The organism is Dongshaea marina (assembly GCF_003072645.1).
Lineage (GTDB): Bacteria > Pseudomonadota > Gammaproteobacteria > Enterobacterales > Aeromonadaceae > Dongshaea > Dongshaea marina.
Map to the genome: position 1 here is coordinate 925,913 of NZ_CP028897.1, position 12,087 is coordinate 937,999.

Below are 12,087 nucleotides of genomic sequence, written 5' to 3' on the forward strand. Positions count from 1 at the left end.
AGAGATAGTATCAGACAGCTTGCTGCTTGATAAAGTATTCCATTGCAAGCTCAATCTCTTTTGCCGTGCCCATTGCTAATACACGGTCAGCGAGGTCTTTGGCATCACTGAAGTTTGTATTGCGAATAAGCTTCTTGATTCGTGGGATTGAGATGGCACTCATTGAGAACTCATCCAGCCCCATGCCGAGCAGTAACAGAGTTGCACGCTCGTCACCAGCCAGCTCTCCACACATGCCGGTCCACTTGCCTTCGGCGTGAGAGGCATCGATCACCTGCTTGATCAGGGTCAATACGGATGGAGTCAGAGGGTTATACATCTCTGAGATCAGCTCATTACCACGGTCGACGGCCAGGGTGTACTGAGTCAGATCGTTGGTACCGATACTGAAGAAATCAACCTCTTTTGCCAGGTGTGGAGCCATAACCGCAGCGGCAGGTGTTTCGATCATGATCCCAACTTCAATGGACTCATCAAAGGCGTGGCCTTCGCTGCGAAGTTCGATCTTGAGCTCTTCAACACGCTGTTTGAGGAAGCGGAACTCCTCAACAGAGATGATCATCGGGAACATGATCCGCAGCTTACCAAAGGCAGAGGCACGCAGGATGGCTCGCAGCTGGGTGTTCATGATCTCAGGGCGATCAAAGAAGATACGCACTGCACGCCAGCCCAAAAACGGGTTCATCTCTTTTGGCAGATCCAGATAGGGAAGATCTTTGTCGCCGCCAATATCCATGGTACGGATGATGATCGGCTGATCAGGCATCGCTTCGGCAACTTCCTTATAGGCGTTGAACTGCTCGTCCTCGGTTGGAAGAGCGTCGCGATCCATGAACAGGAATTCGGTACGGTACAGGCCTACACCCTCGGCACCATTGCGCAGAGCACCATCAACATCCTTAACTGTTCCGATGTTGGAACAGACTTCGACATTTTGACCATCGAGGGTGGTTGCAGGGAGATCTTTGAGCTGCTTGAGCTCCTCTTTCTCCTTGAGATAGATGTGCTGAACCTCGCGGTAATGAGTCAATTGCTGCTCACTTGGGTTGATGACGATCTCATTGTTGATCGCATCCAGAACCACGAAGTCGCCGTGCTGTATCCGCTGAGTGATATCATTGGTCCCGACAATCGCAGGGATCTCCAGCGAGCGGGCCATGATTGAGGTGTGAGAGGTACGGCCACCCAGATCGGTTATAAATCCAAGGACATAATCCAGGTTAATCTGAGCAGTCTGAGAAGGAGTCAGATCGTTGGCGATCAGGATCGCTTCCTCAGTAATGGTGCTGAGATTAACGATCTCAATACCCAGGGCATTTTTCAGCAGGCGGCTACCGATATCACGGAAATCTGTCGCACGCTCTTTCAGATAAGGGTCGTCCAGCTCCGCCATCATGTTGGCAAACTGCTCGATCACCGTATGGATAGCCCGGTCTGCAGAAGCATTGTTGTCTTTGATGAAGCTGATCACTTCCTCTTCAAGCTCTTCATCTTCGAGAAGCATGATATGCCCTTCAAAGATCGCTTCTTTTTCTTCACCGAAAGTCTCGCGAGCAGCTTCCTTGATGATTTCGAGCTGAGCGGCAGAGGCCTCCCGGGCTTCCAGGAAGCGCTTGACCTCCTGTTCAATCTGCTGATCAGCGATCGGCTGCTGATTGATGACGATTTCGTCCTCTTTAAGCAGAAGCGCTTTACCAAACGCAATTCCCGGAGACGCTAGGATTCCTGATATCATAACCTTTCCTGCTGTTATATGAGTGGGGGTCAGAGGTAGAGATGAGGCATGACGCCTCAACTTGTTACTCCAGTTCGTCCATCAGGGCAACCAGCTTCTCAACTGCCTGCTCTGCATCGTCGCCTTCTGCCTTGATCAGAACCTCGGTTCCCTTGGTCAGACCCAGAGTTTGCAGCTTAAACAGGCTCTTTGCGCTTGCAGACTTGCCGTTCGATTCAACGCTGATTGCGCTCTCAAATGCCTTAGCTTCCTTGACGAATTGTGCGGCAGGACGAGTGTGCAGGCCGTTTTCAGCTGTGATAACAACAGACTTTTCGTACATTGAGATTCACCTTACTTGTTAATTAAGTTGATTGAGTTCCTAATCTGATGGCCAGCATCTTAACACCAAGCCAGGGGGTTTTAAGTGCTCAAACGAACCATCAACCGGGTATAGGGTTCAAAAAGCAGTAAAACTGCCTCTTTTTGCTCCAAAAGGTGATGCCGGGATTTCGTTTTTTGAAGCCGATCACATAAAACAGCCTGGTTACTGTCTACGCAAGTCTTTATTCATTACACAAAAAAACACTTTGTTACGTTAGAAACTGAGCTGTTTTTCTGCCTGAGACTCAATAGTGAACGGGGTTTATGGGTGACACTTATCCCAGTTTGGCATCTTGCCTCTCGAATTAGTTTGCAGTGTAAAATAAGTTATCTCCCAGTGCAAATCCCCCTGCCAGCCCTTGAATAAACTGTGATCTGCATCGACATCGGCCTTAAATCACTCTACAGTGAACCTTATAGCGATCTAATTGATATTCCAGAAGTAAATCACTCAGAACTGGGGATTTACTGGATCTTTGGAGGGGATAATGGTTCAGGCCGTGATCAGTGGCAGTGGGTTTGTACATGGTGAGCACGGGGTTACGAGTAAGGCCCTGGTTGAAAGCTTCAATCGTTATGTCGATCTATACAACGAAGAGAATAGCTCTGCGATCGATGCCGGGCGGCTGCAGGCCAGAGAGTATTCGACTCTGACCCATATCGAGCAGCACTATGGTATTGAGCACAGGTATTTCGTGACTTCAGAGGGGGTTTTAGATCCTGAGGTGATGCAACCTCTTTTGAGCGAGCGTCCTGAGCACTATCCTTCACTGCCCGCTGAGCTGGCGGTTAGTGCAGCCGAGCAGGCTCTGGAGCAGGCCGAGTGTGATCCCTCACAGATTGAGCTGGTGATCGTCGCCTCCTCTGAAGCTTTTCGCCTGGCACCTCAACTGGCAGCCGAGGTTCAGCATTTTCTCGGAGCCCCGGCTATGGCTACGATCTTAATATGGGAGATTGCTCCGGGCTGATGGCTCTGGGAAATGCCCGGGCTGCCATCGAATCAGGTCAGGCAAAGCGAGTGCTGGTGGTGGTCCCCGAGATAGGCTCGGCCCAGTTGAATTTCAGAGATCGGCATAGCCATTTCAGCTTGGGTGATGGTTGCTGTGCCTTGCTGCTTGAGGCCCGTGAGTGTTGCAGGGCGAAACGCTGGCATAAGATCCTGGATCAACGGCTGGTCTCTCTGTATTCGAATAACATTGCCAACCAATTTGGTGTGTTGGGACGTTGCAACCCCGATACCCTGTATGCGGAAGATAAGTGGCTTCAGCAGCGCAGTGGTGCAAGATTTAATGAGCTTGAGCCACTGGTTACTACCTTCGCCAATGCCTGGCTCTCGGATATTGGGCTTGCTCCGGAGAACATTGCGGCTATCTGGCTCCAGCAAAGCTCATGGGCGCTGAATCAGCGAATCGGTACGGCTTTTCTCAAAGAGCGGCTCTCGGAGCAATCTCTTCCTTCCATTATGCAAACCTATGGTGATCTGGCTTCGGCAGGTGCTCTTGCATGTTTTCATCTGCATAAAGAGGCACTTGCCCCTGGAGAGCAGGGGATCCTATTGGTATTCGGCAGTGGCTATAATCTGGGGTGTATGCGCCTGGAGGCTGAAATCCTGTCGAAGCCATAATGGTTTTTAGGACAAAGCAGGTGAAAGACCTGCCAGCTTCAGCGGGTCTTAACAGGTAATTTGGATGACATTGAATTGAGATAACTGGTCGCAAGGCAGTGGAGGAGCAGATGAGTGGCAGCAGTCGAAGGCTATTACACACACTGATCGCATTTGCACTTTTTTCGATTTATGGGGTACAGGTTTGCCCATTTCTGGAGGAGCTGTCGGTTGCTCAGCTACTGCTGCCAGTCGTCATCATGTTTTTGCTGTTGCTGATAAGTCGCTCACTGCTACAGGGCTGGCTAAATAGCGTTGATGAACGCCGCCGGGTTGGATATCAGTTCAGGGTGGATTGGCTCCTTTACTCTTTGGCAGGGTTACTGATCGCTTTGTTCAATATGTTGTTTTACCAGGGCCCACTGGAGAGCGGACTTAAGGTGGTACTGGGATTGATAGCCTTTGGTTTTTTCGTGGCTTGCGATCAGGCCTTGTATTCCGAGCGCTGCCTGGCTGAGCAGATGGAAAGGCAGGGGATCAATATCATTCCTGACTCCGAGCCGTTTCCGGTTTCCCGAAAGTTTATGCTGTTTTCGATCATTAGTGCTCTGCTGATGGCCCTGATTCTATTTTTGGTGGTTTGCAAGGATCTGGAGTGGTTGATGGGAGAGGGGCGAAGATCCATCAGCAGCTGGCCCAGCGCTATATCCTGACAGAGTTTGGCTTCGTCACTGCGGTATTTATCTGCTACAGCGTGCTCATCATCCGTAACTATTCGGCCAATCTTAAGTTTTTTCTCGGGCATCAGCAGCGGATCTTACAGCAGGTCTCCTCGGGGCGAACCGATATTTCAGTTCCCGTGACCAGCAATGATGAGTTTGGGGTTATTGCCCGCCACACGAACCTGATGATTGAGGGGCTGGCAGCTAAGACCCTGGAGGTGAGACAGACCCGGGATGTGGCAATCTTAGGGCTCGCTTCTTTGGCTGAGACCCGGGATAACGAAACGGGCTTGCATATCATCCGCACCCAGAACTATGTCAAAGCCCTGGCAGAATGGCTGTATGCCGAGGGCCACTGCCGGAATGAGCTAAACGAGGAGAGCATCGAGCTTATCTTTAAGTCGGCTCCGCTGCATGATATCGGCAAGGTTGGGATCCCGGATGCCGTCCTGCTTAAACCGGGTAAACTGACCGACGAAGAGTGGCAGATCATGAAGCAGCATCCGCAAATCGGCAAACTGGCTCTGGAGCGGGCCGAGGAGCAGCTGGGGTCCAACTCGTTTTTACGCTATGCCGGAGAGATTGCCCTGAGCCATCATGAGAAGTGGGATGGCTCAGGCTATCCTGAGGGGCTGGTGGGAGAGGAGATCCCGCTGAGTGCCCGCCTGATGGCTCTGGCTGATGTGTATGATGCCTTGATCTCAAAAAGGGTCTACAAGGAGGCCTTCTCTCACCAAAAGGCCCGGGAGATTATTCTTGAGGGAGAGGCGAGTCACTTTGATCCTTTGGTCGTGACAGCATTTATCGCCTGTGAGGCCGAATTCAGAGCGATTGCCGAGGCTCATAGTGACTCGGCGCATTAGCAGCTGCCATTATTTGGCTCTCAAACGACTCTTTATATCAAACAATTCTTAAACCCCTCCTCAAAAGAGCCGATAAGGAGAGGAGGAGGGTGCTGTTATGGATATTCAAACGGTTGTTTCGACAACAACGGGGAGCGTTTCGGTATCCGCACCAGAAAAATCGACTCAGAGCGTTGGTGATCTTATCTCTTCCGGGATGGGATCACGGATTCGACACCTTCACTGGCGGTTGAAGGTGAGCTGATGGTGCTTAAGATGCTATTAGAGCGTCTGACCGGTAAACGGATCGATCTCCACGATTTTGCAGGGGAGTCGACCGCTGCTGTGTCTCAGGTTGAGATGACAGCAAGTGGATTTATGGCGATTCATGGGGAGCTTGAAACCCGGGCAGGGCAACAGGCGGCCTTTGAACTTGAGATTTCCAGCGAGTTTAACCTTGAACAGGTTCAGGTGAGTGAGTTGGAGCTGGCCTCTCAGAGTGAGGGGAGCTGACCGATCCTCTGGTGATCAATCTGGGTCGGCAGTTTGCGGATCTGGATAGCGGAAAGTTCCACTTTGATCTTGATGCGGATGGTGAGCAGGACTGGGTTCCCAGCCTGGCTGCGGGCTCTGCTTTTGTTGCGCTGGATCGAAATCACAATCAGCGCATCGATAATGGCAATGAGCTGTTTGGCCCTCGTAGTGGTGATGGCTTTTCTGAGCTGGCGATGCATGATGATAACCGGGATGGAAAAATTGATGCCGAAGATAGTGTCTATGCCAGGCTAAAGATCTGGCGACCCGGTGGCGAGCTGCTGGCCCTGGCTGATGTGGGCGTGCACTCGATCTCTTTGCAGGCGGTGACCCGCGAGCAGGATTACCGGGGGATCAGGGCGAGCTTCTTGGTAAGCTGCGAAAAGAGAGCGATTTTACCCGTGAAGATGGCTCACAGGGGGTTGTTCAGCACATCGATTTGGTGATCTGAAGCAATGGATTCACAGCTGAATTTTGGATGGCTCCTGCGGGAGCCATTTTTTAGACCGGGCTAGGTGCTGTCGACATTTCCAATTTTGAACCTGTTGTCCCTGAAAATGTTCTGTTCGCGGCGCGAGTCATGAGGTTTAGTTGTTCTAAATGAGTGATGAGCAACAATGAACAGGGCTTTTTCAGGCGCAACCCGAAGGGCTGTGGCTATTTTCCCTCCCAGCCGCGTTATCAGATGCTCATGTAGAGCAACTACACCACACATCTTCTGTCTTGCTGGATGAAAAAATTGCCAACTGCAGAGCCAAATCTGAAACGTCAACAGAGCCTAAACTGCAGGTGGCGAGTTGGGGTGATAACTTCAGCAAGCGGGATATCCCAGGGCTGGGGCTCAAGCTCATCCACTTGCTGGCAGTCGAAGGCGATCCCTATGAGCCGTGGTGGCTTATCCATTCTCACCAGAGGAGCCAGGGTGCGATCGTAAAAACCGCCTCCCATCCCCAGCCGGTTTCCCCGGTGATCAAATGCCACCAGGGGAACCAGCAGCAGATCGAGCTCCTCAATAGGACAAAGGCGGGTGACATTGAGCGGTGGCTCAGGAATATTGAAACGGTTTTTAAGGAGCTCGGTCTCGGGGCGGTGTTCGATGAACAGCAGGTTTCCCGGGGTAAAGGGGTGCAGTACCGGCAGGAATATCTCGTGCTCAGGCAGCAGAGTCTCGAGCAGTGGTGCTGTATCTATCTCGTGATCATTGCTGATGAAAGCGGCAATTCTGAGGGGGCGGAGCTAAGGCGCTGTTTGACATTATTGGCCAGTGACAGGGCAGCCTGTTGGCGCTGTTGGGCCGGGATATTTCGGCACAGGGCACGGATCTTTTGACGGATCTTTGGGGGAAGAGAGTTATCCATGATTATTAAATCTTCCATGAGTAAGAGTCATGGTCGGGAGGACCCCAAGGTGCCGTCGCAGGTTCCTGTCCTTGAACCCTACGGCTCAAGGCGGGAGTTGGGTTTTGACCTCAGGCTTCTCGGTTCAAGCCGAGCTTGCACAATAGTCAAAGACGCAATTCCCTTAACTGTAATTATCGGCTCAGGGACGTCGACTAGCTAACGTACACCCCAGGGTAATCTTTTTACTTGACCGCCTTGCTATCATCAGCCAGACGGCTTCCATGTTCTGTCAGCGCTTGCTCTATGGTATTTTGCAGCAGTTTGATCCGCTGATCCATATTTTCAGCATATTGATGGTTCTTCTCTTTTTCAAGAGTCAATTCATGGCAGCAGTTCAGGGCGACCATGATTGCAACCTGCTCATTATTGCTGATCCTGGAGCGCTGCTTCAGATCGCGGATCTTTTCTCTGAGCTGACTCGCTGCCTGGATCAGCTCCTCCTGCTGACCAGCCGGGCAGGCGATCTTATAGATCCGATCCAAGATCGTGACTTCTACCGCTTCGGTTGGCGTTTTATCTTCCGGATTAGTCATAAGGCGGCAGCTGCTCCATCAAATGCTTCTAAGGCGAATATATAGAGTGAAACCAAGAGTTTCAAGCACTACTGTCATTGGAGGGCCCGCAGTGTTAGCATTATGCTCAATCCCTAAGCAATAGTGGCGATTGTTTCGCCGGAGAGTTGATGAGTACGAATAAATGCCCAAGCTACACAGATGTAGCCGAACTTTTTGAACAGCAGGAGTTGATGACATCACCGACTGAAGTTCATGGGTTGTTAACCGGCTTTGTTGCGGGAGGGGTATCGCTCAAAGATCGCAGTTGGCTGGGGGAGCTTGATGATCTGTTAAATGATGGAAATCCACTGGCCGAGAGCTGCAGTGAGACTCTGGAGCGTTTGACGCGCTGTATCTGTGAACAGCTGACCGAGCGAGATGGCCTGTTCGAACTGATGATGCCCAAGAGTGAGCTTCCTCTGGATGAGCGTCTGGAGTACCTGTCGGAGTGGGCTCAGGCATTTTTGGTTGGCCTGGGGCTGATGCAGCAGAAGTTGAACCAGGCATCTGAAGAGCTTCAGGAGATGATTCAGGATATCTCGAGCATCACCCAAGTGAGCCTTGATTTTGAGCAGGAAGATGAATCGGGAGAAGAGGCTTTCATGGTGTTGTATGAGCACCTGCGCCTTGGGGTTCTGATGACATTCGAAGAGTATGGGGCTTGTAACGGTGGTGAAAGTAGCCGGGTGACCCTTCACTAAGCTCACAGGGTTCTTACAAATACAGGGAAAGCATTGGTCGCAGGGCTGATGCTTTTTTTGTACCAAAGAAGCATAACGCAGAGGCTTGTTGCCAATTAAGTGGTAATGGGAAAATTAGAATTTATTAAGAAGAAGAGAGATGGTGGAGGGGAAGGATTCGAACCTTCGAAGGCGGAGCCGTCAGATTTACAGTCTGATCCCTTTGGCCACTCGGGAACCCCTCCACGAGTATTGAATTGTTGCACGAGAATGGTGGAGGGGGAAGGATTCGAACCTTCGAAGGCGGAGCCGTCAGATTTACAGTCTGATCCCTTTGGCCACTCGGGAACCCCTCCTCAAGTGCGGGATGCATACTACCAGATTCGGGGGCGTTGTGAACCCCGGAAAGCAAAAAAACTAAAAAATATGCCTAACTGGTCGATAAATGTCTAATTGGTTGAAAATTAGGCTTTTGTTGTGGATATAGACGGGCGATCTCTGTTGGTTCATGAGCTGCAGCTGGGGCAGCAGCTAAACCTGGCGGTGCATCAGCACCGGCGCAGAGATTTTGCCCTGCTGCTCAGCCTTATCTCTTCGGATCCCATGGAGCAGGCGGTTCTTAAAGCCACCCCAACCCTTGAGCTGCTACGTCAGCCGCTGCGCGAGCAATTTGAGCTTCCCGAGCCTCGTCCGCTCAAGCCGGACTCTGAGGATTTTGCCAGAGGGGTGATGTTAAGGGGACAGTTTGAATCGGGAGGGCTGGCGGCCGTGCGGCTGCAACAGGCCTTCTATGCTGAACCGCTGACCGCGGAGTCCGGGAGCTCGGTTCCTCCTGAGGTGCTTGATGATGTCACGCTACGCAGTCAGTATCGCTATCAGCAGCAGCTAAGCTGTGTGACCAGCCCGGCCCCCGATGTGTCTATGTTGGATATCCTGGATCAACTCAATTCCAAGGTTGCCTGAGCTTAAGCTGACGGATGATGGGGAAGAGCAGAGGCTTCCCCCATTTGGCTTATAGGTAGCGCTGTTTCAGGTGCTTTAGAAAATAGTCGGGGCTGAGCTCAGAGCCAGTAACCTGGAGGATCAGATCCGGCACCGGGTAGAGGCGCCCCTTCTGCCAGATGGCATCTTTGAGCCAGTTAAAGATCACCTCAAACTCCCGACCGGTCAAAAGAGAGTCCAGCGAACCCAGCTGTTTCTCCATGGCAAAACGCAGCTGGGCTGCATACATGGCTCCCAGGGTGTAGCTTGGAAAGTAGCCAAAAGAACCATCGCACCAATGGATATCCTGCATACAGCCATCCTTGTCATTCCCCAGAGTGGATAGCCCAAGGTAGTGCTGCATTTTACTATCCCAGATCTCAGGTAGATCACGGACCTTGATCGCCCCTTCGATGAGATCCCGCTCGATCTCAAAGCGCAGCATGATGTGAGCCGGGTAGCTGATCTCATCGGCATCTACCCGGATGAGACCCGGTTTTACCCTGTGGCTCAGGGCCACCAGGTTGTCTGCAGTGAGTTCATCGGACGAGCCAAATCGAGACTCTAGCTCAGGCAGTAGTTGCCTGATAAATTCAGGGTGGCGTGACAGCTGCATTTCGTAAAACAGGCTCTGGCTTTCATGGAGTCCCATAGAGTGAGACTGACCCACAGGCTGGGTTTGCCATTGCTCGGGGAGATTCTGCTCGTAACAGGCGTGGCCTGTTTCATGAACGATCCCCATCAGTCCCTCCAGGAAATCAAGCTCACTGTAGCGGGTGGTGATCCTGACATCCTTGGGTACCCCTCCACAGAAAGGATGGTGACTGATATCAAGTCGGCCATGCTCAAAATCAAATCCCAGCATCGCCATCACCTGGCGCGCTAATTTCTGCTGTGCCTTGATCTTAAAGGGACCCTGGAGTGGCTCGCTGAGGGTATTTGATTGCTTCTCCATCACCTGCTTGATTAGTGGTGGAGTTTCTCTCGCAGTGGGCTAAACAGAGTCTCTATCTGTTGGCTATTCATTCCGGGCTCATAGAGATCGATCAGGCTATCATAGGGACTGACCCCTAGCTGTTCACTGCGGATCTGCGCCTCCTCCCGGGTGAGCTCAACAACCTGTGTCAGGTTAGGCTTAAAACCTTCCCAGTCATTGGCATGACGCTGAGTTTGCCAGGCATGCTCACAACGGGAGCCGGCAATGGCCTTTTTCTTGACCAGATCTTCAGGCAGGACGATCGACTGTTGCCACTCCCTTCGCATCTCAAAAAGGTTGGCCTGCTCAGCCTGATCCAGTTGTTGCTCCTGTGCATCGCTAAACCACTGCTCGAGCTCTGGCTGTGCAAGCCGCTGATGGATGATCAGAGCCAGCTCCGCCTGGGCGTTGGCCCGGGCCCCACTCCCCCGGCTGGCATCATGGTCGCCTGGTCCCAATAGCTGATAGCGGCCAGGTGACGCAGATGAAAGATTTTTTCAAAATGTTTGGTTAACTGTTGATAGCTCATCAAGGCACTCCATTGAGTCAAACTTGAGTCATGGTGTTTTGAATAGGAAGGAAAGCTGGCAAACCACCTGGGGGCCAGCTTTCAGTCGTTGGTCAGGAGGGTTGGCGCTGCAGCTGATAACCCTCTCGCTCAAGCCCCTTTAATAATCCATTGTTATCGCCCAGGTGCAGGGCGCCCACGACAACGAAGATCTGGGGCTGTTTGAGCTTGATGAGCTCGGTGACCCAGTGTTGGGTCCGCCGCTCAAGAAGCTGCTGATTGATATATTGTTTGAGAGGCTTGGGAGCATTGGGCTGCTGAAGATGGGCCTGGAGCTGCTCCAGATCCCCTGACTTCCAGCTCACCAGAATCTTCTTGAGCTCCTTTGGCAGCTGTGGCAGCTGGTTCAGGGTTGTCTCCAGAAAGCTGCTCTGCAGGGTTCCCATTCCCGAGAGATATTCAAACTGCTCTGAGATGCTCTCCAGAGCGAAATTCGGTTTGTCTGAGGCTGAGGCCTGCTTTAGAAAATGCAGGTCGATTCCGTACTGTGAAGAGTAACCGGCATTTTCGGTGGCGATAGCCATCATCAGGGTTGCCAGATACCAGGGCTGGAGAGACTGGATTGTGGTGTTTGAGAGCCCTAGCGCCCGAGCCTGCTGTATGGTCTTTTGGTAAAGATCCGGGGTGAGCTCCTGGCTAAGCTGGGTCCCTTCAGGAAGAGTGGTCAGGGCATCTATGGTGCGTTGTTGCTCATCTGAAATATGCTCCGGATTGGCTTCGGTCACCAGTAGATCCGATTCCTTGAAGGCTTTTTCTATGGGTTTGGGCAGTGGGTAGAGGGCCGGGCTTCCGACATGGATAGAGCCGAGCACCCACAGGGTCTGACCATCCCGGGTCGCCTTCCAGAAGGGAGGCTGGCTGGACGCCATCGCGGGCACTGAAAGTAACAGACTTAGCCACACCAGTAGTTTTCGAAATCCCATGAAGCCTCCTTGCCGGAACTGATAAAAACAGGAACTCAATTACTATAACAGGAGGTGATGCTTTGATATATGAGAACTGTTGCTTCACAGACCTGGTGGCTTTTTGGGGTGAGAGTTTAGCCCCGTGTGTCAGCGATTCGAGCAAGATGAGTATCCTTATTCCAACTAAATTAAAGAGGGGAGCCTAAGTTTTCCCAAGGGAGAGG

Annotated in this window: 14 protein-coding genes, 2 tRNA genes, 1 other RNA gene and 1 pseudogene; 8 read left to right on the forward strand and 10 right to left on the reverse strand. The window is 51.9% G+C overall.

What is annotated here, in order from left to right; translation table 11 throughout:
- Window positions 1-10 precede the first annotated feature (10 nt).
- Both ptsI and DB847_RS04595 read right to left on the reverse strand, forming a co-directional pair.
- On the reverse strand, window positions 11-1,735 hold the full coding sequence (gene ptsI, locus DB847_RS04590) for a phosphoenolpyruvate-protein phosphotransferase PtsI (RefSeq protein ID WP_108649648.1): 1,725 nt from the start codon (window positions 1,733-1,735) through the stop codon (window positions 11-13).
- A gap of 64 nt (window positions 1,736-1,799) precedes the next feature.
- Entirely contained in the window at window positions 1,800-2,057 is a 258-nt protein-coding gene (locus tag DB847_RS04595) for an HPr family phosphocarrier protein (protein WP_108649649.1), read from the reverse strand.
- A gap of 529 nt (window positions 2,058-2,586) precedes the next feature.
- Between DB847_RS04595 and DB847_RS04600 the strand changes: the two genes are divergently transcribed.
- From DB847_RS04600 to DB847_RS04620, 6 genes are all read left to right on the forward strand, one after another.
- A complete protein-coding gene (locus DB847_RS04600; RefSeq protein WP_108649650.1) occupies window positions 2,587-3,066 on the forward strand; it encodes a hypothetical protein in 480 nt (159 codons plus the stop codon).
- A complete protein-coding gene (locus tag DB847_RS04605) occupies window positions 3,045-3,722 on the forward strand; it encodes a 3-oxoacyl-[acyl-carrier-protein] synthase III C-terminal domain-containing protein (protein ID WP_108649651.1) in 678 nt (225 codons plus the stop codon). Before DB847_RS04600 ends, DB847_RS04605 begins: the two co-directional genes overlap by 22 nt.
- A 110-nt stretch (window positions 3,723-3,832) precedes the next feature.
- On the forward strand, window positions 3,833-4,414 hold the full coding sequence (locus DB847_RS24735; RefSeq protein WP_199911724.1) for a hypothetical protein: 582 nt from the start codon (window positions 3,833-3,835) through the stop codon (window positions 4,412-4,414).
- Window positions 4,357-5,286, forward strand: a complete 930-nt coding sequence (locus DB847_RS24740; RefSeq protein WP_234418515.1) for an HD domain-containing phosphohydrolase — start codon at window positions 4,357-4,359, stop codon at window positions 5,284-5,286. The genes DB847_RS24735 and DB847_RS24740 overlap by 58 nt, the downstream gene beginning before the upstream one ends.
- A 243-nt stretch (window positions 5,287-5,529) precedes the next feature.
- A complete protein-coding gene (locus tag DB847_RS04615) occupies window positions 5,530-5,778 on the forward strand; it encodes a hypothetical protein (protein WP_108649652.1) in 249 nt (82 codons plus the stop codon).
- 11 nt (window positions 5,779-5,789) lie between these two features.
- Entirely contained in the window at window positions 5,790-6,245 is a 456-nt protein-coding gene (locus DB847_RS04620; RefSeq protein ID WP_108649653.1) for a hypothetical protein, read from the forward strand.
- Window positions 6,246-6,567: 322 nt separating this feature from the next.
- On the opposite strand, the gene DB847_RS04625 is transcribed toward DB847_RS04620, so the two are convergent.
- From DB847_RS04625 to zapA, 4 genes are all read right to left on the reverse strand, one after another.
- The gene (locus tag DB847_RS04625; RefSeq protein WP_108649654.1) at window positions 6,568-7,020 is read right to left on the reverse strand and encodes a 5-formyltetrahydrofolate cyclo-ligase; all 453 of its coding nucleotides are present in this window, start codon (window positions 7,018-7,020) and stop codon (window positions 6,568-6,570) included.
- Entirely contained in the window at window positions 6,987-7,175 is a 189-nt protein-coding gene (locus tag DB847_RS24235; protein ID WP_159084405.1) for a hypothetical protein, read from the reverse strand. The genes DB847_RS04625 and DB847_RS24235 overlap by 34 nt, the downstream gene beginning before the upstream one ends.
- Window positions 7,176-7,194: 19 nt before the next feature.
- Window positions 7,195-7,377, reverse strand: a non-coding RNA gene (gene ssrS, locus DB847_RS04630) — 6S RNA.
- A gap of 4 nt (window positions 7,378-7,381) precedes the next feature.
- Window positions 7,382-7,732: a cell division protein ZapA gene (gene zapA, locus DB847_RS04635; RefSeq protein ID WP_108649655.1), complete on the reverse strand. Its 351-nt coding sequence runs from the start codon at window positions 7,730-7,732 to the stop codon at window positions 7,382-7,384.
- Window positions 7,733-7,881: 149 nt separating this feature from the next.
- Between zapA and DB847_RS04640 the strand changes: the two genes are divergently transcribed.
- Window positions 7,882-8,454 carry a UPF0149 family protein gene (locus tag DB847_RS04640; RefSeq protein ID WP_108649656.1) on the forward strand — a complete coding sequence of 191 codons (573 nt, stop codon included), beginning with the start codon at window positions 7,882-7,884 and terminating at the stop codon, window positions 8,452-8,454.
- Window positions 8,455-8,594: 140 nt separating this feature from the next.
- Here DB847_RS04640 and DB847_RS04645 read toward each other — a convergent pair.
- A tRNA-Tyr gene (locus DB847_RS04645) sits at window positions 8,595-8,678 on the reverse strand.
- 26 nt (window positions 8,679-8,704) lie between these two features.
- Window positions 8,705-8,789, reverse strand: a tRNA-Tyr gene (locus DB847_RS04650).
- 121 nt (window positions 8,790-8,910) lie between these two features.
- Between DB847_RS04650 and DB847_RS04655 the strand changes: the two genes are divergently transcribed.
- Window positions 8,911-9,396, forward strand: coding sequence for a VC2046/SO_2500 family protein (locus DB847_RS04655; RefSeq protein WP_108649657.1), 486 nt, complete (start codon window positions 8,911-8,913; stop codon window positions 9,394-9,396).
- 49 nt (window positions 9,397-9,445) lie between these two features.
- On the opposite strand, the pseudogene DB847_RS04660 reads toward DB847_RS04655, so the two are convergent.
- Together DB847_RS04660 and DB847_RS04665 are read right to left on the reverse strand one after the other, a co-directional pair.
- Window positions 9,446-10,919 (reverse strand): annotated as a pseudogene (locus DB847_RS04660) (carboxypeptidase M32).
- 92 nt (window positions 10,920-11,011) lie between these two features.
- On the reverse strand, window positions 11,012-11,881 hold the full coding sequence (locus DB847_RS04665; protein WP_108649658.1) for a TraB/GumN family protein: 870 nt from the start codon (window positions 11,879-11,881) through the stop codon (window positions 11,012-11,014).
- Between the last annotated feature and the right edge of the window lie 206 nt (window positions 11,882-12,087).

Excerpts from the sequence above, each read along its gene's own strand:
- DB847_RS04595 (WP_108649649.1), bottom strand. The coding sequence starts at position 2,057 with ATGTACGAAAAGTCTGTTGTTATCACAGCTGAAAACGGCCTGCACACT.
- DB847_RS24735 (WP_199911724.1), top strand. The coding sequence starts at position 3,833 with ATGAGTGGCAGCAGTCGAAGGCTATTACACACACTGATCGCATTTGCA.
- DB847_RS24235 (WP_159084405.1), bottom strand. The coding sequence starts at position 7,175 with ATGGAAGATTTAATAATCATGGATAACTCTCTTCCCCCAAAGATCCGT.
- DB847_RS04615 (WP_108649652.1), top strand. The coding sequence starts at position 5,530 with ATGGTGCTTAAGATGCTATTAGAGCGTCTGACCGGTAAACGGATCGAT.
- DB847_RS04640 (WP_108649656.1), top strand. The coding sequence starts at position 7,882 with ATGAGTACGAATAAATGCCCAAGCTACACAGATGTAGCCGAACTTTTT.
- DB847_RS04605 (WP_108649651.1), top strand. The coding sequence starts at position 3,045 with ATGGGAGATTGCTCCGGGCTGATGGCTCTGGGAAATGCCCGGGCTGCC.
- ptsI (WP_108649648.1), bottom strand. The coding sequence starts at position 1,735 with ATGATATCAGGAATCCTAGCGTCTCCGGGAATTGCGTTTGGTAAAGCG.
- zapA (WP_108649655.1), bottom strand. The coding sequence starts at position 7,732 with ATGACTAATCCGGAAGATAAAACGCCAACCGAAGCGGTAGAAGTCACG.
- DB847_RS04600 (WP_108649650.1), top strand. The coding sequence starts at position 2,587 with ATGGTTCAGGCCGTGATCAGTGGCAGTGGGTTTGTACATGGTGAGCAC.
- DB847_RS04665 (WP_108649658.1), bottom strand. The coding sequence starts at position 11,881 with ATGGGATTTCGAAAACTACTGGTGTGGCTAAGTCTGTTACTTTCAGTG.